This is a genomic window from Amycolatopsis sp. NPDC048633 (genome assembly GCF_040650695.1).
In the GTDB taxonomy this organism is placed as follows: Bacteria; Actinomycetota; Actinomycetes; order Mycobacteriales; family Pseudonocardiaceae; genus Amycolatopsis.
This window is the reverse complement of record NZ_JBEZHS010000016.1, coordinates 81,717-105,105: the sequence shown is the minus strand read 5'-3', so window position 1 is coordinate 105,105 and position 23,389 is coordinate 81,717. Positions and strand designations below refer to the sequence as shown.

Here is a 23,389-nt window from a genome sequence, read left to right as displayed (position 1 = left end):
TCCGCGCCGGGGCAAGGCCGTCCCGGCGCCGGTTCGCCGTGGAGGTGCCCATGCAACGCCGCATGCCGAGAACCCGCGTTCTCGCCGTCCTCGCCCTGACCCTGGCCGCCCTGCTCACCGCACCGGTCGCCCAGGCCGCTCCCGTCCTGCTTTCCCAAGGCCGTCCGGTGACGGCGTCCTCGGCCGAGTCCGCCGCCTTCCCGGCGTCGGCCGCGGTCGACGGCGACGCCGGCACCCGCTGGTCCAGCGCGTTCAGCGACCCGCAGACCCTGCAGGTCGACCTCGGTTCCACCCAGCAGCTGTCCCAGGTCGTGCTGAACTGGGAAGCCGCCTACGCCAAGGCCTTCACGATCCAGGCGTCCACCGACGGCGCCACCTGGACGTCGCTGTACTCGACGACCACCGCGACCGGCGGCTCGCAGACGCTGAACGTGACCGGCAGCGGCCGGTACGTCCGGCTGACCGGCACCCAGCGCGCGACGCAGTACGGCTACTCGCTCTGGGAGTTCCAGGTCTACGGCGGAGGCGGCACGACCCAGCCCGGCGACGTCCTGCTGTCCTACGGCAAGTCCGGCACGGCGTCCTCGTACCAGGACGACGGTGCCTGCCCCGGCTGCCTGCCGGCGAAGGCGTTCGACCACGACCCGGCCACGCGCTGGGCGACCAGCGCGACCACCGGCTGGGTCGACCCCGGCTGGATCCAGGTCGACCTCGGCGCCGTCGCGGCGGTGCACCAGGTCGTCCTGCAGTGGGACCCGGCCTACGCCGTCGCGTACCAGCTCCAGGTCTCGAACGACGGCGCCAACTGGACTTCGCTGTACTCGACCACCACGGGCAAGGGCTTCAAGGAGACGCTGACCGTCAACGGCAGCGGCCGCTATGTCCGGATGTACGGGACCGCGCGCTCCAACGGCTACGGCTACTCGCTGTGGGGCTTCGACGTCTACGGCACCGGCGGCACCCCGACGCAGCCGCCGCCCGCGCCGCCGGCCCCGCACTTCCCGGGCACGCTGGTCTGGAGCGACGAGTTCAACGGCGCCGCGGGCGCCGGCCCGGACGCGAGCAAGTGGACCGCCGAGACCGGCCCCGGCGTCAACAACGAGCTCGAGTACTACACGAACAACAACAACGCCAAGCAGGACGGCCGCGGCGACCTCGTCATCCAGCTCCGCCGCGAAGCCACCCCGGGCAGCGCGTGCCCGGTCGACCCGATCAGCGGCAGCGGCACCTGCCAGTACACCTCGGGCCGGATCAACACCGCGGGCAAGTTCAGCTTCACCTACGGCCACGTCGAGGCGAACATCAAGGTGTCCGGCACGCAGGGGCTCTGGCCCGCGTTCTGGTTGCTGGGCGCCAACTTCTTCAGCGGCACGCCGTGGCCGAACTGCGGTGAGATCGACATCATGGAGCACGTCGGGAAGTCGCCGAACCTGGCTTATTCGACCATTCACGCCCCGGCCTACAACGGCGCCGGCGGCATCGGCGCGCCGCTGGATCTCGGTCAGGACGTCTCCGCCGGGTTCCACAAGTTCGGCCTCGACTGGGACGCATCGCACATGACCTTCTACGTGGACGGCAACGCGTTCGAGACGATCAACCGCGACACCGTGGAGAGCACGCGCGGGCCGTGGGTCTACGACCACCCGTTCTTCCTGATCCTCAACAACGCCATCGGCGGGGACTTCCCGGGTCCGCCGGGAGCCGGGACCGTGCTGCCGCAGGACATGGTGATCGACTACGTCCGGGTCTACCAGTGAGGTGACGGCTCGCACCCGCTCGACCAGGTTGTCGTCCAGTGGCAGACGGTGTCGTTCCCGCTCACCCCGCGGGACCTCGCGCACTGGACCGGGTCGTGGACGACGAACGCGGGCCAGTACCGCGTCTACCTCGGTGACTCCTCGCGCAACGTGCCGCTCTCGGCGGCGCTGACCGTCTCCTGAGTCGACTCCCGGATCACCAGGGAGGTCGGGACGATCAGCGGCTCGTCCGGCTGGGGTGCCCCACCCAGCTGGGCGAGCAGCTGCCGGGCCGCCGTCTCGCCCATCTGCCGCAGGGGCTGGCGGATCGTCGTCAGCGCCGGCTGGGTGTGCGAGGCCAGGGGGATGTCGTCGAAGCCGATCACGGCGACGTCCTCCGGTACCGCGCGGCCGAACTTGCGCAGCCCGGCCAGCACCCCGGCCGCGGTGAGGTCGTTGTGGGCGAAGACGGCGTCGAACTCCGGGCCGGTGGCGAGGAGCTGGAGGATCGCCGCCTCGCCGCTTTCGCTGGTGAAGTCGCCTTCGATGATGAGGTTCGGGTCCAGCACCCGGCCGGCTTCGCGGATGGCGTCGTTGAACCCGTTCAGCCGGTCGGCGGTGCAGCCGAAGTCACGCGGCCCGGTCACGGTCGCCAGCCGGGTCCGCCCCGTTTCGAGCAGGTGGCGGGCCGCGACCGCGCCGCCGTGCCGGTTGTTCGTGCCCACTGACGGGAACGCGGGACGGCGGCCGCGGTCGTCGATCACCACCACCGGCAGCCCGGAGTCGTGCAGCACCCGCAGGTGCCGCACGGCGTCCGGCGGTTCGACGAGCAGCAGCCCGTCGAACGCCTTCGCCGACACCTGCCGGGAGAACTCGTCGAGGGAGTCCGCGCCGCGGTTGGCCGTGGACAGCAGCAGGCCGTAGCCCTTGGCCTCGACGACGTCGGCGACGCCCTGCAGCACCTCGCCCATCCACGGCCAGGTCAGCCCCGGCACCAGCATCCCGACCGTGCGGGTCACGCCGCGGGCCAGCCCGACCGCGCCGGCGCTCGGGATGTACCCGGTCGCCGCGATCACCTCGCGCACCCGGATCGCGGTCGCCGCGTCCACATCGGCCTTGTTGTTGAGCACCCTCGACACGGTCGTCTTGCTCACCCGCGCGCGGCGGGCGACCTCGGCGATCGTGACGCGCATCCGTCCTCCCGGGGAGCCGAGCCGTGTGGTGCCAAGGTACTCGCACCCGGGCCCGCCGTGAGGGGTGCGAGATCGATCAAGTCCGGACAGACATCCGGGAAAGGCTCGCGTCGCCGGACCGCCAGCCCGTCCGGACCGCCACGTACCGGGCCGGCCCGGTGCCGGCCGTCCGGTACGTGACGCCGTCGATGCTGGTTTCGACGCTCGCCGCGGGCCGGCGGCCGGGTGTCCAGGCCAGTTCGACCGCGGAAACCGCCGTCACCGCCCCGAGATCGACGACCATCCGGCCGTCCGGGCCGGGTCGCCACGCCGTCGCCGGGTCGTCGTCGACGGCCGCCGCCGGGCTCGACATCCCGGGCGGCAGGGGTGCCGCGGGGAAGGTGGCCCGCCCGAGCGCGACGTCGGCCAGCGGGTACGGGCGGACGTCGCCGAACACGACCGGCACGGTCCGGCGCGGCGGCAGCACCACCGGCCGCGGCCGGCCGCCGTCCGGCGTCACCGTGACGACGACCGGGAGGAACCCGGACGCCATCGTGAGGTCGACCCGGCTCGCGTCGCGCACGACGGCCTTCAGTCCGGCCGGTCCCCGCACGGTGAACCGCGGGGGTTCGATGCGGCCTTCGGCCGGGGCCAGCGCGTAGGTGACTTCGGTGCCGGTCCTGGTGACGGTCTGCCCGCCGCGGTACAGCCGGTACGCGCCGCCGTCCTGCGAGACGGTGGCCGTGCCGTTCGCCGCGGTGCCGGAAAGGTTGAGCAGCACGAGGAAGCCGTCGGCGACGGTCGCCCGGACCGCGGGGGCGCCGGTGGTGACGCGGGCGCGTGCCGGCTTCCGGGGAGCCGGGTACAGCTCGGCGAGCAGGGGTGCGGCGGGACCGTCGGAAAGCGTGACGCGGTCGCCGGTGACCGTGAGCGGGTTCGGGCTCTCGACGAGGACCCCGGCCCGGCCGTCGACGTCCAGCCAGCCGCCGGTGCTGCGCAAGGCGGGTATCGGGTAGGTCGCCACGGGCGTCCAGGTCACGCCGTCCGGCGACGTCTCGACGCGGTACTTGCGCCCGGCGGCCGCTTCCCAGCTCAGCTTCACGCGATCGAACGTCGCGGGCGCGCCGAGGTCGACCGCGAGCCAGCTGTCCGTGCGCGGCCGGTCCGATGTGGACACCGCCCAGCGCGTGGCCGGGTCGCCGTCGGTGGCGTACTTCGCCTCCTTGCCCGAGCTTGCCGAAGACGCTGACGCGGTTCCGGCCCGCGCGAGGTCGGGGCCGTCGCCGTCGCGGACTTCGAACGCCCAGAGCGAATAGCCGTACGTCGGGTCCGGAAGGACCCCGAGCATCCGGACGTGCCGGGCGGTGACCGGGGCGAACGTGAGGTCGTCGGTCCGGGCGCCGGTGGGCGCGGCCTGGGCCTTGACGGTCACCTTGCCCTCGGCCGCGGTGTAGGTGCGGTCGCCGTCCAGGCCGGGCATGCCCGGCATGGCGAGGTTGAAGACGTTCAGGACGCCTTCACCCTCGGCGATGCCGGTGCTGGCGTAGACCGCGGCACCGGTCGGGAGGGTGGCGAGTGCGGCGTACCCGGCGTCGAAGCGCAGGAGGCCGACGGTGCCGTCGAAGCCGTCGCGGACCTTCGCGTAGGTGGTGGCGTGGCGCTCCTTGACGGTGATGTTCGTGGCCGGGAGCAGCATCGGGTTCGCGCCGCCGAGCACGAACAGCCAGTCGTCGTGGTGCGGCTGCCAGGCGAACTTGACGAAACCGGGCTTGGTCACCGTCGCGGCCCAGGCGGCGGGGGAGCGGTGGGCCAGGAGCCCGGGCGCGGCGCCGAAGTCGGCGACCCCGGCGGCGTGGGCGTCGAACTCGGTTTTGTTTGCGGGGGTCACCGGGCCGCCGTGCCGGGCGCGCCACTCGTGGAGCAGGTAACTGATGGCGAGTTCGGCGCGGGCTTCCGGCTCGTACTTCGGCTCGCCGGAGAACTTCGTGATCCGGTCGGCGGGCGCGTAGGCCTGGTAGGGCTCGAGACGCGCGGCGAGGTCCGCTTCGGCGCGGGCGGCGTGGCGGTCGCCGAGCACTTGGGCGCGGAAGGCGAGCGGGATGACGTCGCGGCCGTAGAGGTGTTCGCGGTCGGCGACCATCGGCATCAGCGGCTCGCCGGCGTCGCTGGTCATCAGCAGCATGGTGCGCCAGAGGAGCTCGCCGTTCGGCTGGGCGGTGAGCACTTCGGGCAGCGGGGTGCCGGCCGCGAGGAAGTGCATCGCGTTGCGGCCGGAGGTGCGCCAGAGTTCTTCCTGGTAGTGCGGGCCGAAGGAGCCGTGGTTCTCGACGAGGAAGGTGTCGTAGAGGTTGGTGGCGGTGTTGGCGGTGATCGGGACACCGTCGACGAGCCGCGGGTTGACGAGGTCGGCGGCCGGCAGCCCACCTTCGTTGCGGCTCCAGGTCCCGAAGGCCTCGCGCCAGTCCTTGGCCCTGGCATCGGCGGGCGCCCACGCGAGCGCGGGGGCGAGCGACTGGGCGTAGACGCCCATCTCCTCGAGCTTGGTGTCCCCGACGTAGCCGCCTTTCCGCCCGTTCGGGGTCCAGCCACCGGAGGTCGGGTCGTCCCGGTCGCCGAGGGCGGTGGTGTAGGCGGCCTGTTCGGTGGTGATGCGCTCGACGTTGGTCTTCGTGGCGTCGTCGAGGTCTGTCCACAGGAGACGGGCGGCGAGCACGAAGTACGACTGGAAGGTGGTGTCGAAGAACAGCTTCCGGCCCCATTCGGTGCCCCCGGTGAGCAGGTTCGACGCGGCGAAGTGCTTGATGGTGGCGAGGGTGTGGGCCTTGAGGGTCTGCTGGTCGACGCCGGCGGTGGCCTCGTCGTAGCCGTCGCGGGTGAGGAGAAGCGCGTTGCCGAGGACGACGGCGAAGGTGAAGTCTTTCGCGGGGTAGATCCCGGCGACGGGGTCGAACTGCTGCTCGGCCCACCGGGTGTGGCGCAGCAGAACCCGCAGGTAGGTCGCGGCGACGGGGTCGGGCGGGCCACCGGGTGCCCGGCCGCTCGCCGTGCCCTCGGTCCCCGCCGCTGCCACGCCCGGCAGCAGTCCCGAGGCCAAGAGAGCCGCGACGCCACCCGCGCCCAGGAGGGCCTTCCGCCGGTTCAACTCACCCATGGTCGGTTCTCCGCTCGATGACAACCTTGTCAGCGCGGATTCTGTGACGGCCCGCGGGGGCGGGGCAAGCCCGGCGCCGGATCCCGTCCGGTTTCGGACAAGGCCGGGGTAATTCGTATAACGACCTATACCGCGGGACTTGCTCGCGCTCGCCCGCCCGGTGTGGGCGCAGTGATTGACTCATTCCTGGCATCAGACGCAAGGAATGAGTCAATTCACTGCGTTGCGGCTCCACCTGGCGGGGATCCGCGGCCCGGTCCCAGAACACCCCGCACCCGTGCCACTGGGAGCAATCTCACCGCGGCCAGCCACCCCCGCCGTGTTGAGATGACAACGTGATCACGGACCCCGGCACCTTCCTCCTCCTAGTCCTGGCCGGCGTCGGTGCCGGCCTGACCGGGGCCATCGCCGGGCTCGCCTCGCTCGTCTCCTACCCCGCCCTCCTCGCCGCCGGGCTGCCGCCCGTCATCGCCAACATCACCAACACCGTCGCGATGCTCGGCACCACCGCCGGGGGCGCCGCCGGTGCGCGGCCCGAGCTCGCCGGCCAGCGGCGGAACATCGTTCCGCTCTGCGTCATCACCACCGTCGGCGGGGCGTGCGGCGGGCTCGTCCTGCTCCTGACCCCGTCCGGCGCCTTCACCGCGATCGTGCCGTGGCTGATCGGCGGCGCTTCGGTCGTCCTCATGGTGGGCCCGCGCCTGCGCCGGCTGGCCGAAGGCGCCGCGCACCACGGCCTGAGCCCCGCCACCGGCGTCGCCGCCTTCTTCATCGGCATCTACGGCGGCTACTTCGGCGCCGCGGCCGGCGTGCTCATGCTCGCCCTGCTCGTCTCGGTGTGGAGCCAGTCGCTCGCCCGGATGAACGCCGCGAAGAACCTGGTCACCGGCTCGGCGAACCTCCTCGCCGCGATCATCTTCGCCGTCACCGGCAAGGTCGACTGGCCGGCCGCCCTCGCCGTCTGCCTCGGCTCGCTCGGCGGTGCGTGGCTCGGCTCGACCGTCGTGCGCCACCTGCCGGCGACGCCGCTGCGCATCGGGATCGGCGTCGCGGGCCTGGGACTCGCCGTCGTCCTCGGCTGGCAGGCCTTCGCCGCGTGACGCCGGGCCGCCGGACAGGGCATGATCGGCGGGGTATCGGCGAGCAGGAGACCAGATGAGCATTGTCGGGACCAGGGTGGTCCGCCAGGAGGATCAGAACCTGATCACCGCGGGCGGCACCTACGTGGACGATCTGCGGGAGGAAGCGCTTTCCGGCGCCGCGCATGCGGTGTTCGTGCGCAGTCCCGTCGCGCACGCGCGGATCGAAAGCATCGATGTCAGCGAGGCGAAGGCGGCGCCGGGGGTGCTCGGCGTGTTCACCGCCGCCGACCTCGGCCTCGCCCCGCACGACGCGGGGCCGGTGAAGGAACCGTGGCTGGCCGACGGCGTGGTGCGCTACGTCGGCGAGCCTGTCGCGCTCGTCCTCACCGAAGAGCGCTACCAGCTGGCCGACGCGGCTGAGCTGGTCGACATCGACTACGACCCCCTCGATGCCGTCGCGAGCATCGACGCGGCACTGGCGGACGAGACGCTGCTGTACCCCGAGACCGGCGGCAACGTCATGCAGGTCAACGGGACGAAGGAGTTCGACGACGAGATCTTCGCGGACTGCGACGTGGTCGTCTCGACGACCATCGTCAACCAGCGCGTCGCGCCCGCGCCGCTCGAGGTCCGCGGCGGGTCGTGCGTCTGGGGCGAGGACGGCAGGCTGACGTTCTGGCTTTCCACGCAGAACGCCCAGATCGCCCGTATGCAGCTGGCCATGAGCCTCGGCGTGGGCGAAGAGAAGGTGCGCGTCATCGCGCCGGACGTCGGCGGCGGGTTCGGCGCGAAGATCGGCGCGGACCCGGAGGCGACCGTCCTCGGCTGGGCCGCCAAGGAGATCGGCCGGGCGGTGCGCTGGATCGAGTCGCGCAGCGAGAACCTCACCTCGATGACGCACGGCCGCGCGCAGCAGAACACCGTGACCGTCGGCGGCAAGCGCGACGGCACCGTCCTCGCGTACCGCCTCGACGTCATCCAGGACGCCGGCGCGTACCCGCGGACGCTGTTCCTGCCGACGCTGACCGAGCTGATGGCCGTCGGCGTCTACCGGTTCCCGAAGGTGGAGACGCGCAGCCGCGCCGTCGTCACGAACACGACGCCGATCGCGGCCTACCGCGGCGCGGGCCGCCCCGAGGCGACGGCCGCGCTCGAGCGGGCGATGGACCGCTTCGCCGGCGAGCTCGGCCTGGACCCGGCCGAGGTCCGCCGGGTCAACTTCATCCGGCCCGAGGAGTTCCCGTACCAGACGCCGACGGGCGCGTCCTACGACACGGGCGAGTACGCGGCGGCCCTGGACAAGGCCCTCGAAGCCGCCGGCTACGCCGAACTGCGCGCCGAACAGAAGCGGCGCCGGGAGGCCGGCGACCCGATCGAGCTCGGCCTCGGGATCGCGGCGTACGTCGAGATCACCGGCGGCGACTCCGGCGGCGAGAGCGGCCGCGTCGACCTCCACCCGGACGGCTCGGTCGTCGCCTGGACGGGCAGCTCTCCGCACGGGCAGGGCCTCGGGACGTCGCTGGCGATGCTCCTGTCCGACCAGCTCGGCGTGCCGATGGAGAAGATCACCGTCCGCCACGGCGACACCGACGAGGTGCCCAAGGCCATCGGCACGTTCGGCTCCCGGTCGCTGCAGCTGGGTGGCTCGGCGATCCGGCAGGCCGCCGACGAGGTGATCGCGCAGGCCCGCGAACTGGCCGCCGAGCTGCTCGAAGCCGCGCCGGACGACCTCGAGCTGGACGCCGAGCGCGGCGTCTGGCAGGTCCGCGGCGCGCCGTCGAGCACCGTGCTCAGCTGGGCGCAGGTCGCCGAGCGGGCGTCCGACGGCAAGCTCACCGCCGACGTCTGGTTCGGCGGCGGCAAGCCGACGTTCCCGTTCGGCGCGCACCTCGCCGTCGTCGAGGTCGACACCGAGACCGGCAAGGTCGAGCTGCGCCGGATCGTCGCGGTCGACGACGCCGGCCCGATCGTCAACCCGCTGACCTTCCGCGGGCAGCGTCACGGCGGGCTCGGGCAGGGCGCCGCGCAGGCGCTCATGGAGGTCGTCACCTACGACGAAGACGGCAACCCGACCACCGCGACGCTGGCGGACTACTCGTTCATCACCGCCGTCGAGCTCCCGGACTTCGAGCTCGTCGACATGGCCACCCCGACCGACCGGAACCTGCTGGGCGTCAAGGGGATCGGTGAGGCGGCGACGATCGGTTCGACGCCCGCGGTGCACAACGCCGTGGTGGACGCGCTGGCCGAACGCGGCGTCAAGCACCTGGACATGCCCACGACCCCGATCCGGGTCTGGGCCGCTCTCGAAGCAGCTAGCAAGGAGAACCAGCGGTGAAGGTTTCGATCGAGGTCAACGGGCGGCCGGTGGCCGAGGAGGTGCCGGACCGGACGCTGCTGGTGTACTTCCTGCGCGACGACGCCGGGCTCACCGGCACGAACATCGGCTGCGACACGACGTCCTGCGGCGCCTGCACGGTGCTGCTCGACGGCGAGGCGGTCAAGTCCTGCACGGTGCTGGCCGCGCAGGCCGACGGCCACGCCGTCACGACCGTCGAAGGTCTGTCCGAATCGGACGGCTCGTTGCATCCGGTGCAGCGTGCCTTCCGGGAGCAGCACGGGCTGCAGTGCGGGTTCTGCACACCGGGGATGATCATGGCGTCGGTGTCGCTGCTGGCCGACAACCCGAAGCCGTCCCGCGACGAGGTGCGGGCCGGGCTCGAGGGCAACCTCTGCCGCTGCACGGGGTACCACAACATCGTGAGCGCCGTGATCGACGCGTCCGGACAGGAGGTGGACCGGTGATCCCCGCCGAGTTCCGCTACGAGCGCGTGTCCACAGTGGACGAGGCAGTGGCCCGGCTGGCGTCCTTGGGCGACGAGGCGAAGGTCCTAGCCGGCGGGCATTCCCTGCTGCCGCTGATGAAGCTGCGGCTGGCCGCGCCGGAGTACCTGATCGACATCGGGCCGGTCGACGAGCTCCGCTACGTCCGGCTCGACGGCGACGAGGTCGTGATCGGCGCGTTGTCCCGGTACAGCGACCTCACGCGCGACCCGGTGCTGCTGGAGCACGCGCCGCTGCTGGCCCACGTGTCCGGTGAGGTCGGCGACCGCCAGGTCCGCCACCGCGGCACGATCGGCGGGTCGCTGGTGCACGCGGACTCCGCGGCGGACCTGCCCGCGGCGGTGCTGGCTTCGGACGCGGTGCTGGTCGCGCGCGGCCCGGCGGGGGAGCGGCGGATTCCCGCGTCGGAGTTCTTCCTCGGCCCGTTCACGACGCCGCTGGAGCCGGACGAGCTGCTGACGGAGATCCGCCTGCCGGCGCAGACCGGGCAGGAGTGGGGCTTCCAGAAGTTCACCCGCCGCGCGATCGACTGGTCGATGGTGGGGGTGGCCGTCGTCGGCGGCCGCGTCGGGCTGGTGAACATGGGCGGAGTCCCCCTGCGGGCCACGGCCACGGAGTCGGCCCTGGCTTCGGGGGCGTCTGTCGCCGACGCGGCGGCACTGGCGGCCGAGGGCACCACGCCGCCGGACGAGGCCCACGCGACGGCCGAGTACCGCCGCCACCTGGCGCGAGTGCTGACCCGCCGGGCCCTGACCCACTGACGGTGTTCGCGATCACCGGCGTCTCTCGCGGCGCCGGTGATCGCGACGGCCGATTCCCGCGAGTCTTCTTCCTGCGGTGGCGGCAGGATCGAGGGTGTGAAGACGGAAACCCTTGCGCACACGGCCATCGAGCCCGGCATCTTGTATTTCGGTACCCCGGTCGTCCTGATCTCCAGCTCGAACGAGGACGGTTCGGACAACCTGGCCCCGATGTCCTCGGCCTTCTGGCTCGGCTGGCGAGCGATGCTCGGGCTCGGCGCCCGCTCCAAGACCACCCAGAACCTCCTGCGCACGCGTGAGTGCGTGTTGAACCTGCCGTCCGACGCCCTTGCTGCGGCCGTCGACCGGTTGGCGTTGACCACGGGTTCGGATCCCGTTCCTCCGGGGAAGGCCCAGCGTGGGTATTTCCATGTGGCCGAGAAGTTCTCGCGGGCTGGGTTGACTCCGGTTCCTTCCGAGACTGTGTCTCCGCCTCGGGTTGCCGAGTGTCCCGTTGCGATGGAGGCCGTCGTCGAGGCTGTGCATCCGATTGCCGATGAGGATCCGCTGCAGCGTGGCGGGATTGTGGCCATCGAGGTGCGGGTTCAGCGGGTGTTCGTGCACGAGGACATCCGGGTGCCCGGGAGTCCGGACCACATCGATCCTGATGCCTGGCGGCCTTTGATCATGAGTTTTCAGAAGCTTTACGGGTTGGGGTCGCAGGTTCATCCTTCTACTTTGGCTCAGATTCCGGAGCGGTTGTATCGGGGGCCGGATATTGATCGGGCGCGGGCTGTTTCTTGAGTTTTAGAGATACGGCTTCGCCGGGGCGTGGGAAATCGGCGCTTCTTGTTGTTGCTTCCCGCTCGGTGCGGGAGCGCCGATTCCCCACGCTACGGTGTCCCTGCCGAACTTATAGTGGATCACCCTGTCGTGTGATGACCGTGCGTTCGACTGGCGGTAATCTTGGTGTGTGGACAGCGAAGCGGTGTGGAGAGCGGACGCGGTGGCCTTGGCCGATCGTGTCTCCGCGCTGCTCGCTGTTGTGCGGTCTGCCGAGGCTGAGATCGGTTCGCTGCTGGTGGAAATCGAGTCTCGCGGTGTCATGGAACTCTTCGGATACCGTTCTGTAGTGCGGCTTTTCGAGCATCTTGCCGATGTTCCCAAGTCCGCCGCCGAGACTGTGGTCAAACGAGCCCGAGCCCTTACGGCCGGCCGCAACCTCGACGGCACTCCCATCCCCGCAGTGGCACCCGCCACCGGCACCGCCGCTTCCGATGGCCGGTTGAGCAATCCGATGATCGACAACATCGTTGGCGCTCTCACCCAAGTCCCGCCCGAACATCGCAATGACGTCGAACGCGATTTGCTGACCTTCGCCGAAGACGCCGGCCACAAACAGGTCGCAGCGTTGGGTGCCCGGATCGTGGCCCACCTCGACCCCGACGGCGCCGAACCTGACACGACCGAACCGGCCACCCCCAGCCGCGAGCTGTCGTTGCGCCGCAAAAGAACCGGGGTCTGGGAGCTGAACGGCCGTTTCGACGACGAGACCGGCATGCGCGCCAGTGCCCTGCTCGACACCCTGGCCCAGCGCCGCACCACCGACGAGGGCCCGGACTTGCGTTCCCCGCAGGAACGCTACGGCGACGCGTTCTCCGACGCGATCGACCTCGCGCTCAATACCCCAGACCTGCCGATGCAAGCCGGCGAACGAGCCCACGTGATGATCGCGGTCTCGTTGGAGGACCTGAAGTCCGGCATCGGCCGGGCCATCCTCGGCGACACCGGCACCATCTCCGCGGCCGAAGCGCGGATCCACGCCTGCGACTGCAAACTCATCCCCGCCGTGTTGGGTGAGAAGAGCGAACCCCTGGACCTCGGCCGCCAAAGCCGGTTGGTCACCCCCGGAATCCGCCGCGCCCTCTACCTACGCGACCGCGGTTGTGCCTTCCCCGGCTGCCACCGCCCACCGCGCCATTGTCAGGGTCACCACATCCGCCACTGGGCTGATGGCGGCCCGACCGAGCTGGGTAAGCTGGTGCTGATGTGCGCTCATCACCATCGGCTGTTGCATCGTTCGGGTTGGCAGGTCCGGATCGCCGCCGACGGTCTACCGGAGTTCTTACCGCCGGTGTTCCTGGACAGGCGCCGAAAACCCAGGCGCAACAACCTCCACCAACCGTTGCCCTTCGCAGCCTGAGCATGGGAAGGCCCGCAGCCACTGGCTACGGGCCTACACCCACGCCCGGGTTTCGCGGGTCCGGCGGTTACCCACCTCGGACACCGCATGCGCCGCCGCATTTCAAGCGCCATCGACCTCGAAGCCGCACAAGCCCACCGCATTCGGAGCGCAGCGAGCCCGCACAACCAGAGGCGCCCGCATCCCAAGCACGCCAGGCCGATATCTCGGGCGCGGTGGGCTCCGGGTCTCTCGAGTGCTGGGCCGCCCGCATGTCTCGGGCGTCGTAAGCCAGCCGCGCCTTACGGGCGCTGGACCGCCCGTAAGGCTCGGGCGCCGAGAGCCGGCCGCGCCTCTCGAGTGCTGTACCGTCCGCGAGTCTCGAGCGCCGCGAGCCCGCTGGGCCGCCCATCTGAAGCGCCCGTGCTCGCGTCCGAGGCTGTCGGCGATGCTCTCGCCAGCCGCTCGCAGCGTCCAGCCGTCTTCCTCGCCGTCTGTCGTCGCTGTGCTGCCGTGTCTGGGCTCGAACTCGCCGGCGATGGTTCCCCTGCCGCACTCTCATCCGCCTCCGGGCAACAGCCTGCAGGTCCTGGCCGTCCGGCTCCCGTCAGCCGCCCTGGCCATACCGCCGGCGGTCCCGTCGGCCGTGGCCTCGACCGAAGCCGCCGGTAACCCACCCAAACTCACGTCGCGTCGAGCTGGGTCAGCAGTGGTGCCAGCGTCGCAATCCCCGCCGTCACCGCCGCCCTTCCCTTCGCTGAACTCACCAGCGGCTGCTGCGTCATCAGCACCACCACATATCGCCCACCCACCACGCCGGTCGTGTTCAACACCAAAGCGTTGCGCAAGATCATCCACCCCTGCTTGATCTGCCACGGGCGCCCCGGCAAGCCGTCCGGGATGCCGAAGTACTGGTCCCAGCCGTCGTCTGCCGGGTTGCGGGCGTTGGCCAATGCCGACAGCAATGGCTCGGCCACCTCGTCCGGGATCACGTTCGTCAGGTACTCGTACGTCGCCACCACGTCGCTCGCGCTCGTCTTCGCCATTCCCCACTGGGTCGGGTCCGTCGGCGGGGTCGTGTGGGTCAGGCCGATCAGGGCCGCCGTGCGGGTCACTATCTCGTTGCCGCCATTTTGCTCCCACAACGCCGAGGCGATCGCGTCGTTGCTGCCCTCCAGCATGTCCGTCAGGTCCTCGACCGCGTCGGCGTCCGGCAGGGCCCAGCCGCCGTTCGAACGGACCTCGTCGATCGCGATCAGGAGCTTGACCACCGACGCCGTGTAGTACGGGCGGTCCGCGTCGAGCGAGGCCAGCTGCTTGCCCGACTCGCGGTCGTACAGGACGAATCCGACACTCGTGCCGCGCGATGCCGCCGTCACCGCGTCGCTCACCTCGCGCGCCACCGAGGACAGGTCGGGGTACGGGACCTCGGTCGTGGAGGCCACCGGGCTCACCGCCGTGTCGTCAGGGGAGTCAGAGGAGTCGGGGGAATCAGCGGCGGCCGGTGGGGCCGACGTCACCGCGACCGTCGTCACCCGGTGCCCGTCGACCGCGACCACCATCCCGGCCGTCAGGGCGGCCGCCGCCAGCCCCGCGGCCGCCCACGTCCAGCGGATCCGTCTTCCCATGCCTGGTCAACGCCCGGCGTTCCCGGAACGACCTGTCGTTTCGCTGTGTCTTGCTGTGGAGTTGCTGTGGTCCGGAGGCGTAGCGTCACGTCGTGAGCGACTTGAAGATTTTGGTGGTGGGAGCCGGCGCGACCGGCGGGTACTTCGGCGGACGCCTGCTGCAGGCGGGCCGCGATGTCACGTTCCTCGTCCGGCCCGGCCGGGCGAAGCTGCTGCGGGATCGCGGCCTGCGGATCACCGGCCTCGGCGAGGACACCGTCCTCGAACCGCCGCTCGTCGAAACCGGGACCCTCGACCGGACCTACGACCTCGTCCTCGTCGCCGTCAAGGCGGCCGGCCTGACCTCGGCCATCGACGATTTCGCCCCTGCGGTCGGCCCCGGCACCCTGATCCTCCCGTTCCTCAACGGCCTCGCGCACATCGACGCCCTCGACGCGCGGTTCGGCAAGGACGCGGTGCTCGGCGGGGTCGCCAAGGTGCAGACCACGATCGACGACGACGGTGCCGTCCGGCGGCTCGGCCCGCTGCAGAGCCTGGCCTACGGCGCCCGCACGGAACCCGCGCCCGAAAAGCTCCACGATGTCGGCGAAGCCCTCGGAAACGCCGGGTTCACCGCGACCCTGGACGAGCGGATCACCGAGTCGATGTGGTCGAAGTGGGTGTTCATCGCGGCGATCGGCGCCGTGAACAGCCTGATGCGCGCCACCATCGGCGAGGTCGTCGCGGTGCCCGGTGGCACGGAGTTCGCCGAAGCCGTCGTGACCGAGGCGGCGGCCGTCGCCGAGGCCGCCGGGTACCCGCTGCCCGCGGCGGACCTCGAGGCGACGCGCAGGACCGTCACGGATCCCGGGATGGGTGGTTCTTCGCTGTACCGCGACCTGCTCGGTGGTCACCCGGTCGAGGGGGACCAGATCTTCGGCGATCTCACCGCGCGTGCCCGTGAGCTGGGCGTTGCCGTGCCGCTGCTCGATCTCGTCACCCTGCAGCTGCGCGTTCACCAGCACCGCATCGGGTGATCCGGTCACCGACCGTCCTTTGCCCGCGCAGTCCAGTGATCGTGGTCTTTCGGGCACCCGCGTGGCGGCGCCGACGCGGGGTCCGCGGGCACTGCTAATCTTCGGCAGGAAAGTTGCTTGAGGGTTTGACAAAGAAGCAGCGAGGGGAAATGGCGGACAGGTTCGAGTTCGTCCTCGAGGTCGTCGAAGCCCTCGTCGTCGGCCGGGCGACCGGTGGCGACGTCCGGCGCTACCCGTTGCGCGCGGGCAACCTCCCGGCGGACCCGGTGCGGTTCGTGCGGGTCGCGCGCCAGGTCTACGACGCGCTCGAGGAGCGACGGCTTTCGGTGTCGGGCGAGCTGCACCCCGGGGTGCGGACGGCGTTCGAGCTGCTGGCCGAGCCGCGCGTTTCGGTTGCGGTGAGCGGGATCGACGGCCTCGGCGCCGACGTCGCCGTGCTGGTGGTCACCGACGGCGCCCAGGCGCTCGGCATCACCCAGGCCCCGGACACCGACGAGCTGCTGTTCTCGCTCTTCGCCGACGAGGACCTGGTCGAGGTCGTCACCGGGGTGCTGCCGCCGGCCCCGGCCGCGACCACGGGCAAGCACGTCGTGCACCGCGCCGCCGGGCGCGAGGTCTCGGCGATGACGGCGAAGCGGATCGCGGACGCCGAGTTCGACGAAGAAGAGACCGACGCCTTCGGCATGATCGAGGTCAAGGCCGTGGTGCGCCCCGGCCGCCGGCCCCCGGCGCCGAAGCCGTCGGACGTCGCGGTGCTCGAGCGCGTGCTGGCCGAACCGCGGCTGGGCGGCGGCCACATCGCCGTCACCGCGCAGAGCAGGCGCGGCGAGCGGCTCGCGGGCGAACCGCTGAGCTGGCTGGACACCGCCGACGGCCGCTACCTGGTGCACACCAAGACCGGCGAGGCCGGTGACCTGACGGCGGAGTACGTGCCGGCCGGCCGTGCCGACCTGGCGCGCGCGATCCGCGAAGCGATCGCTGCCGTCTACTGACCGGGAAGGAACAGCTTCTGATGACGGATGAGACCGAGGCGACGGCCCAGGCTCTCCAGGCGACGATGCAGCTGCAGTCCGCCACGACGCCCGAGACCAAGGCATTGGCCGCGGTCCGCGTCGGCCTCGCCGGCGCGCAGCTGAAGCAGCTCGCCAAGACCGGCGGCTTCGCCATCGACGACACCACGGGCAACCAGCTGATCGAGGCCCTCGAAGGCGTCCTCGAGTCCCTGGAGCAGCGCTGGGCCAACCTCCAGCGGCTGCACGACGCGCCCGCGATGAGCCGGACCGCCACCGGCCAGTGGGTCTCCGCGCACATGGTCAGCACCGCGGCCGATGAGAACGGCCTGGTCACGCAACTGCAGGCCGCGCGGCAGGAGTTCCCGACCTACATCGAAGCCATCAAGCTGGCCAAGAAGAACTACAAGTCCCGGGAAGAGACCACGCGTACGACGCTGACCTCGCTCCCGACCGCCGATCAGAGCTGAGGGAGACCGTGGCACCCACCGCCGAGTCCGTCTCGGACCCGTCGTCGCCGGACTACAACCCGCGCAGTCCGCTCTACGACGTGACGGCCGATTCGTCGTCGAAGTACTTCGTCGGGCCGTTGAAGACGGACAACACGCCCTCGGGCGACGAGATCCGCAACATGGCGACCCAGCAGATCGACGACGAGATCCGGGCCGGCTGGCTCGGCCCGGCCGTCGACCCGGTGCTGCGCGACAAGAAGATCCAGGAGCTGTACCAGCAGCACCTCGACAACTCCAAGCACGGCCTCGACGAGGGCCTCAGCATGCGCGAGAACGGCGGGGCGCCGCGCACGCTGTGGGACAACGCCAGCCACGAGCAGATGAACGAGGCCATCACGCAGGACGCCAACCCGGCGACCGTCGCGGAGACCTCGGAGGAGTGGGTCGCGGTCGGCAACGACCTGGGCACGCACCAGAAGACCCTCGGCGACGCGATCAACGCGAGCACGAGCAACTGGCAGGGCGACGCCGGTGACGCCGTCCGCGAGCACCTCGCCGGCGTCGGCAAGTGGCTGGGCGCGACCGCGCAGGGCGCGACGCTCGCCGGGCGGCAGCAGGAGATCCACTCGCAGGCGCTCAACGAGACCCAGCGGCAGATGGCGGCCAACCCGCCGGTGCAGTTCGACCTGCAGAGCACCAACCAGCGCCTGATGTCGATGACCGACCCGGTGCAGTACGCGGCGGCGGCCGGCGAGGCCATGCAGACCTACCGGGCGCAGACGGCGGCCCGGGACCACGCGGCCCAGATCTTGACGCAGTACGACGACACCATCGGCAGCGCGGTCGCCACGCCGAGGTTCCCGGCCCCGCCGAAGCTCCCGACGGCCACCGCGACGCCGCGCATGGCGGGCAGCCGGCCGTCGGGTGGCGCCGGAACGGACGGCGCCCAGCCGCTGATGGCGGGCACGGCGATGGACCAGGCTTCGGCCCGGATCCCGGCCGAAGGGACCATGGGCGGCCTCGACGGCGTGAACGGTCCGGGCGGCTCGGGCGCGGGTGCGCCCGGCTCCGGCATCCCGGGTTCGGGCATCCCCGGTGACGGCTCGGGCGCCGGCGGCTCCGGGTTCTCCGGCAGTGGCATCCCCGGCGGCGGGTCCGGCGCGGGCGGTTCCGGGTTCTCCGGCGCGAGCATCCCGGCCGCGTCGGGCGGCGGTGGCGCGGGCGGCTCGGGCGCCGGTGGCTCAGGCTTCTCGGGGGCGGGCATCCCGGAGATTCCGGGCGGCAGCTTCACGGGCTCCGGCATCCCCGGCTCGTCGATGCCGGTCGGCGGCGACTCGACGACGTCCTCGGGCTTCACGCCCTCCGGGATCGGCGGCGGGGGCACCGGCGGCGGTAGCGGCTTCACCCCGGGCTCGATCCCGGGTATCCCGGACACCTCGGGTGGCGGTGGCGGCGGGATCCGCGGCGGCGGTATCCCCGGCTTCACCCCGTCCGGCATCGACCCGATCACCGGCCTGCCCACCGGCAGCGGCCCGGGCGGCATCCCCGGCGGCGGCATCGGCACCGGCAAGATGCCGACCATAGGCCGCGGCGGCGGGATCAACGGCGAGAGCATCGCGAGCCGCCTCGGCGGCATCGGCGGCGGCGGTGCCGGGGGCGGGTCCCTCGGCGGGATCGGCGGCGGTGGCGCGGGTGCCGGCGGCGTCGGCGGTGGTGTGCGCGGCACGGGTGCGGGCAGCCTGGGCGGTGGTGCCGCGTCCGGCGCGGCGGAGGCCGAAGCGGCCGCCATGCGGAACGCGGGTGCGGCGGGCGGCAAGGCCGGTGCGTCGGGCAGCCCGGGCATGGGCGGCATGGGTGCCGGCCGCGGCGGCAAGAAGGAAGACGACAAGGAACACAAGGCGGCCGACTACCTCGAGAGCGACGACCCGAACTTCTTCGCGGGCGAAGAAGCGGTGGCGCCTCCGGTGATCGGTGACTGGAAGAACCAGGATTGGAAGTGAGCGCATGACGGCCGGTGGCTTCGAGGTCGAGCCGGACGAGCTGGTCGCGCACGCGAGTCACGTCGAAGGCCTGGTGGACCGGCTGAACACGGCGGCCTCCGCGGCCGACTCGGCGATGTCGGACCACGCCTACGGGCTGCTGTGCGCGTTCCTGCCGCCGATCATCCGGCCGACGGGGGAGAAGGCGAAGGAAGCGCTGAACGCGTCGTCCGAAGGCGTGCGCGGGCTCGCGGACAACGTCAAGACGGCCGCGCAGTCCTACCGCGACGGTGAAGAGGGCAACGCCCAGCCGTTCGAACGGCAGCTCACGGCCGCGCCGCGCGCGACGGAAGCGAAGGTTCAGGCATGACCGGCCCGAACGGCCTGGGGGACCTGATGCGGGACCCCGACGAGTCCATCCGCCGGATGGACGAGTGGGCGGCCGGGTTCGCGGCCAAGGCCCAGCGCTACCAGGCCGCGCAGGAAGAGACGGAACGGCTGCGGCTGACCGCGAGCAGCGGCGACGGCGCGGTGAGCGTCACCGTGGGCGCCGACGGCGCGGTCACGGACCTGACGTTCAGCAACAAGATCAAGTCGTTCCCGCTGGACGAGCTGTCCCGGACGATCCTGACCACGATGCGCCGGGCGCAGTCTGGCATCGCCGAGCGGGTCGCGGGCGTGATGTCGGAGCAGCTCGGCGAGGAAGACCGCGAGACCCGGACGCTGCTGCTGGACAACCTCCGCGGCCGTTTCCCCGACCCGGACGAGCCGGACGACGTGCCGCCGCCCGCCGATCCGCCGCCGCCGGTCCCGCCGTCGCCCGCACCCCCGGCCGGGGGTGCCGGGGCGCCCCCGGCGTCGCCGCCGCGCCGCAGCGGTGCCGCCGACCCGGACGAGCAGGACAACAACCCGTGGTGACCGGGGGCTGAGGACCCGGCGATCGGCTTGGCCCGGCCGGGCGGCATTCCTCGACAGACGGCGTCCAGGGGTCGACACTGAGCCGATGACCGGCCTGATCACCGGCAGCCGTGTCCGCCTGCGCCCTGCCGCAGCCGCGGACGCCGCCCGGTTCGAGGAGATCCTGTCGCACCCGGACGTCGCCCGGTGGTGGGCGGACGCCGAGGAGCCGGTGGCCACCCAGGTGTCCTACCTGCTCGACCCCGACGACGGCACCACGACCTACGCCATCGAGCACGAGGGCGTCGTCGTGGGCATCGAGCTGGCCTTCGAAGAGGCCGACCCGCAGTACCGGCACGCCGGGATCGACATCGCCATCCACCCGGACTGGCAGGGCCGCGGCCTCGGTTCGGACGCGATCCGGACGCTGGCCGAGCACCTGTTCGCCGTGCGCGGCCACCACCGGCTGGTGATCGACCCCGCGGCGGACAACAAGTCCGCGATCCAGCTGTACCAGTCGCTCGGCTTCCAGCCGGTCGGCACGATGCGCTCCTACGAGCGCGGTCCGGACGGCAGCTGGCACGACGGGCTGCTGATGGACCTGCTGGCCGAAGACCTCCTCCCCGCATTGACCGGCTCGTGAACGCGGCCCCGGCCGAGGCGACTCGGCAGCTGCGACGGGTCGCCGTCGCGAGCGCGATCGGGACCACGATCGAGTGGTACGACTACTTCATCTACAGCACGGCGACCGCGCTCGTGTTCGGCAAGCTGTTCTTCACGACGCTCTCGCCCGCGTCCGGCACGCTGGCCGCGTTCGCGACGCTCGGCGTCGGGTTCCTGGCCCGTCCCATCGGCGGGATCCTGTGGGGCCACTTCGGCGACCGGGTGGGCCGCAAGGCGATGCTGGTGCTGTCGCTGCTCCTGATGGGCGTGGCCACGGTCGGCGTGGGCCTGTTGCCCACGTACTCCGCGATCGGTGTCTGGGCCCCGATCCTGCTGCTCGTCCTGCGGCTGCTGCAGGGGTTGAGCGCGGGCGGCGAGTGGGGCGGCGCGGCGCTGATGGCGGTCGAACACGCGCCGGAGGGACGTCGCGGCCAGTACGGCGCCTTCTCGCAGATCGGCGTCCCGGCCGGGCTGATCCTGGCGCAGCTGTTCTTCTTCATCCTCGGCCGCACCATGACCGACGCGCAGTTCGCGGCGTGGGGCTGGCGGGTGCCGTTCCTGGCGAGCATCGTGCTCGTCGGCGTCGGCCTGGTGATCCGGCTGCGGATCGAGGAGACACCGGTGTTCGCGCGGCTGCGGGCGTCCGAAGCGCGCAGCAGCCGGCCGATGGTCGACGTCTTCCGCGAACGGCCGCGCGCGCTGCTCGTGGCGTCGGGCAGCTTCATCGCGAACACCGCGATCGGCTACATCTTCCTGGCGTACCTGCTGTCCTACGGCACGTCGGTGCTGAAGATCGACCGCACCACGTTGCTGGTGGTGGTCATCGTCGGCAGCGTGACGTGGCTGGTGAGCATCCTGGTCACGGCGGCGTGGTCGGACCGCGTCGGCCGAAAACCGGTGTACCTGGCCGGGTCGGTGCTGCTGGTCGTCTGGCCGATCCCGTTCTTCCTGCTGGTGGACACGAAGGCCGCGGTCTGGCTGATCGTGGCCGTGGTGGTGCTGAACATCGGTCTCGGCGCGACGTACGGGCCGCAGTCGGCGTTGTTCGCGGAGCTGTTCGAGCCGCGGTACCGCTACAGCGGCGCGTCGTTCTCCTACGCGGTGGGCGCGGTGCTGGGCGGCAGCTTCGCGCCGCTGATCGCGACGGCGTTGCAGACCTCCACCGGGACTTCGTTCTCGGTGTCGCTCTACCTGGTGGGGGTGGCGGTGCTCAGCCTGGTGGCGGTGCTGTTCATCCCGCGCTCACAGCCGGTCTAGGCGGACGGCGGCGGCCATCCGCTCGTAGCCCGCGTCGCCCGGGTGGAGGTGGTCGCCCGAGTCGTACGCCGGGAGCATCCGGAGCGGGTCGGCCGGGTCGCGGACGGCGGCGTCGAAGTCGACGACCCCGTCGAAGACACCGCTGGTGCGGATGAACGTGTTGACCGCCGTGCGGGTCGCTTCGAGGGTGTCGTCGTAGACGCGCCAGCCCTTGAACGGCGTGAGCGTGCCGCCGAGGACGCGGATGCCGCGGGCGTGCGCCTGCGTCACCAGCTGGCGGTACGCCGAGGTGATCGCAGCCGGGTCGGTCTGGTGCGGGTCCTGCTGGATGTCGTTGATGCCTTCCAGCACGATCAGCGTCCGCACGCCGCCGACGCTCAGCACGTCGCGGTCGAAGCGGGACAACGCGTTCTGGCCCGCGCCGGACCCGGGCACGTCGAGCAGCAGCCGGTTGGCGCTGATGCCCGCGTTGAGCACGCCGTAGCGGCCGTGCAGCCGGTCGGCGAGGTAGTCCGGCCAGCGGTGGTTGGCCCCGGCGACCGAGCCGACGCCGTCGGTGATCGAATCGCCGAGCGTGACGACCGAGGCCTCGGCTCCGCCCTGGACGTCGACGCCGGAGACGTAGTGCCACACCGAGGTCTGCTCGGTGTAGGGCGCGCCCGACTCGCTGCCCGCGAAGTCGCCGGCGCGGGTGAAGTACGACGTCTGCGACGCGGCCGGGTGGTAGGTGACGGGCCCGGACTTCGTGGGCACGTAGGTCGTGACGAGCAGGTTGGCGTCGGCCGGGACCCGCAGACCCACCGGGTCGCTGAGGGCTTCGGCGCCGGCGGGGACGACGACGCTCGCCGCGCCGCCGAAGGTGAGGGACCGCAACGAGCCGGGAATGGCTTCGGGGCCGGTGCCCTGCACCGCGACGGTGACGTGCCCGAAGGTCAGGGGAGTCGTCCCGAAGGCGTTGGAGAGGTGGACGCGGGCCCGGCCGCCGCCGGCACTGGTGTGCACGACGTTGCGGATCGAGTAGCCGGGGTAGCCGTCCGGGGTGTTGGCCACCGGCGCCGCGGGCGAGGCGGCCCAGGTGCCGACCCAGCCGCCGACGGCGTGCTCCGCGACCACCGGGACAGCGCTTTCTGGGTTCGCGCTGCCGGACGTCGTGAGGATGCCTAACCCCGCCAGAAGTGCCGCGCTCACGGCCAGGAAGCGTCGCATGCACTCACAGTGGCGCGGCTGCTCCAGGCCAGGGACCGCTGATCAGGTGACCGAATCGGACAAGATCCCGGACAGTGCGGGGGCGGGCCCGTCCGGGATTCTGGGGATGCCGGACGGGCCCGCGCGAGGTGGCCGTTGCCGCGACGGCCGCTCGCCGGAGTGCCCGGGTCCCGATCGGGCGGAGGCTGGCCCGGATCGTTGGCGTCGTGGCGACTCCGGAGGGCGTGTGCGAGACGCCCTCACCCAAAGCACGGTCCCCGGCCCGGGGCGGTTCAGCCCGGTTCGGGCTTTTGTCGACCCCACCGTGTCGACCCCGTGTCGACTCATCGGAAGACGCGGAAACGCCGTGAAGGGCACCTTCAGGACCTTGGTGT

20 protein-coding genes are annotated in these 23,389 nt (G+C 71.7%); 16 read left to right on the top strand and 4 right to left on the bottom strand.

Annotated features, from left to right (window positions below):
• Positions 1-62: 62 nt before the first annotated feature.
• Both AB0C38_RS26780 and AB0C38_RS26775 read left to right on the top strand, forming a co-directional pair.
• Positions 63-1,757 carry a discoidin domain-containing protein gene (locus AB0C38_RS26780; protein WP_360678148.1) on the top strand — a complete coding sequence of 565 codons (1,695 nt, stop codon included), beginning with the start codon at positions 63-65 and terminating at the stop codon, positions 1,755-1,757.
• Between the two features lie 48 nt (positions 1,758-1,805).
• Positions 1,806-1,940 carry a hypothetical protein gene (locus tag AB0C38_RS26775; RefSeq protein ID WP_360678146.1) on the top strand — a complete coding sequence of 45 codons (135 nt, stop codon included), beginning with the start codon at positions 1,806-1,808 and terminating at the stop codon, positions 1,938-1,940.
• Here the strand turns inward: AB0C38_RS26775 and AB0C38_RS26770 are convergent.
• A complete protein-coding gene (locus AB0C38_RS26770; RefSeq protein ID WP_360678144.1) occupies positions 1,883-2,929 on the bottom strand; it encodes a LacI family DNA-binding transcriptional regulator in 1,047 nt (348 codons plus the stop codon). The genes AB0C38_RS26775 and AB0C38_RS26770 overlap by 58 nt on opposite strands.
• A 76-nt stretch (positions 2,930-3,005) precedes the next feature.
• On the bottom strand, positions 3,006-6,059 hold the full coding sequence (locus AB0C38_RS26765; RefSeq protein ID WP_360678142.1) for a discoidin domain-containing protein: 3,054 nt from the start codon (positions 6,057-6,059) through the stop codon (positions 3,006-3,008).
• A 335-nt stretch (positions 6,060-6,394) separates the two neighbouring features.
• Between AB0C38_RS26765 and AB0C38_RS26760 the strand changes: the two genes are divergently transcribed.
• From AB0C38_RS26760 to AB0C38_RS26735, 6 genes are all read left to right on the top strand, one after another.
• On the top strand, positions 6,395-7,159 hold the full coding sequence (locus AB0C38_RS26760; protein WP_360678140.1) for a sulfite exporter TauE/SafE family protein: 765 nt from the start codon (positions 6,395-6,397) through the stop codon (positions 7,157-7,159).
• A gap of 55 nt (positions 7,160-7,214) precedes the next feature.
• Positions 7,215-9,479: a xanthine dehydrogenase family protein molybdopterin-binding subunit gene (locus AB0C38_RS26755; protein ID WP_360678138.1), complete on the top strand. Its 2,265-nt coding sequence runs from the start codon at positions 7,215-7,217 to the stop codon at positions 9,477-9,479.
• A complete protein-coding gene (locus AB0C38_RS26750; protein ID WP_360678136.1) occupies positions 9,476-9,946 on the top strand; it encodes a (2Fe-2S)-binding protein in 471 nt (156 codons plus the stop codon). Before AB0C38_RS26755 ends, AB0C38_RS26750 begins: the two co-directional genes overlap by 4 nt.
• Entirely contained in the window at positions 9,943-10,746 is an 804-nt protein-coding gene (locus tag AB0C38_RS26745; RefSeq protein WP_360678134.1) for a xanthine dehydrogenase family protein subunit M, read from the top strand. The genes AB0C38_RS26750 and AB0C38_RS26745 overlap by 4 nt, the downstream gene beginning before the upstream one ends.
• Positions 10,747-10,842: 96 nt before the next feature.
• Positions 10,843-11,529, top strand: coding sequence for a flavin reductase family protein (locus tag AB0C38_RS26740; RefSeq protein ID WP_360678132.1), 687 nt, complete (start codon positions 10,843-10,845; stop codon positions 11,527-11,529).
• A gap of 169 nt (positions 11,530-11,698) precedes the next feature.
• A complete protein-coding gene (locus AB0C38_RS26735; protein WP_360678130.1) occupies positions 11,699-12,928 on the top strand; it encodes a DUF222 domain-containing protein in 1,230 nt (409 codons plus the stop codon).
• Positions 12,929-13,590: 662 nt separating this feature from the next.
• On the opposite strand, the gene AB0C38_RS26730 is transcribed toward AB0C38_RS26735, so the two are convergent.
• Positions 13,591-14,535, bottom strand: a complete 945-nt coding sequence (locus tag AB0C38_RS26730) for a hypothetical protein (RefSeq protein WP_360678128.1) — start codon at positions 14,533-14,535, stop codon at positions 13,591-13,593.
• 92 nt (positions 14,536-14,627) lie between these two features.
• Between AB0C38_RS26730 and AB0C38_RS26725 the strand changes: the two genes are divergently transcribed.
• The 8 genes from AB0C38_RS26725 (at position 14,628) to AB0C38_RS26690 (ending at position 21,809) form a co-directional block, all read left to right on the top strand.
• Positions 14,628-15,551, top strand: coding sequence for a 2-dehydropantoate 2-reductase (locus tag AB0C38_RS26725; protein ID WP_360678126.1), 924 nt, complete (start codon positions 14,628-14,630; stop codon positions 15,549-15,551).
• A gap of 149 nt (positions 15,552-15,700) precedes the next feature.
• Positions 15,701-16,543 carry an ESX secretion-associated protein EspG gene (locus AB0C38_RS26720; RefSeq protein ID WP_360678124.1) on the top strand — a complete coding sequence of 281 codons (843 nt, stop codon included), beginning with the start codon at positions 15,701-15,703 and terminating at the stop codon, positions 16,541-16,543.
• Between the two features lie 20 nt (positions 16,544-16,563).
• Positions 16,564-17,031, top strand: coding sequence for a hypothetical protein (locus tag AB0C38_RS26715; protein ID WP_360678122.1), 468 nt, complete (start codon positions 16,564-16,566; stop codon positions 17,029-17,031).
• Positions 17,032-17,039: 8 nt separating this feature from the next.
• Positions 17,040-19,013 (top strand): hypothetical protein, encoded by a 1,974-nt coding sequence (locus AB0C38_RS26710; RefSeq protein ID WP_360678120.1) that lies wholly within the window; start codon positions 17,040-17,042, stop codon positions 19,011-19,013.
• Between the two features lie 4 nt (positions 19,014-19,017).
• Positions 19,018-19,362: a type VII secretion target gene (locus tag AB0C38_RS26705; protein ID WP_360678118.1), complete on the top strand. Its 345-nt coding sequence runs from the start codon at positions 19,018-19,020 to the stop codon at positions 19,360-19,362.
• Positions 19,359-19,910: a YbaB/EbfC family nucleoid-associated protein gene (locus AB0C38_RS26700; RefSeq protein WP_360678116.1), complete on the top strand. Its 552-nt coding sequence runs from the start codon at positions 19,359-19,361 to the stop codon at positions 19,908-19,910. Before AB0C38_RS26705 ends, AB0C38_RS26700 begins: the two co-directional genes overlap by 4 nt.
• Before the next feature lie 85 nt (positions 19,911-19,995).
• Positions 19,996-20,532 carry a GNAT family protein gene (locus AB0C38_RS26695; protein WP_360678114.1) on the top strand — a complete coding sequence of 179 codons (537 nt, stop codon included), beginning with the start codon at positions 19,996-19,998 and terminating at the stop codon, positions 20,530-20,532.
• Complete coding sequence (locus AB0C38_RS26690; RefSeq protein WP_360678112.1) at positions 20,529-21,809, top strand: MFS transporter; 1,281 nt, start codon at positions 20,529-20,531, stop codon at positions 21,807-21,809. Before AB0C38_RS26695 ends, AB0C38_RS26690 begins: the two co-directional genes overlap by 4 nt.
• Here AB0C38_RS26690 and AB0C38_RS26685 read toward each other — a convergent pair.
• Positions 21,795-23,015, bottom strand: a complete 1,221-nt coding sequence (locus AB0C38_RS26685; RefSeq protein WP_360678110.1) for an SGNH/GDSL hydrolase family protein — start codon at positions 23,013-23,015, stop codon at positions 21,795-21,797. The two genes, AB0C38_RS26690 and AB0C38_RS26685, sit on opposite strands and share 15 nt — an antisense overlap.
• Positions 23,016-23,389 lie beyond the last annotated feature (374 nt).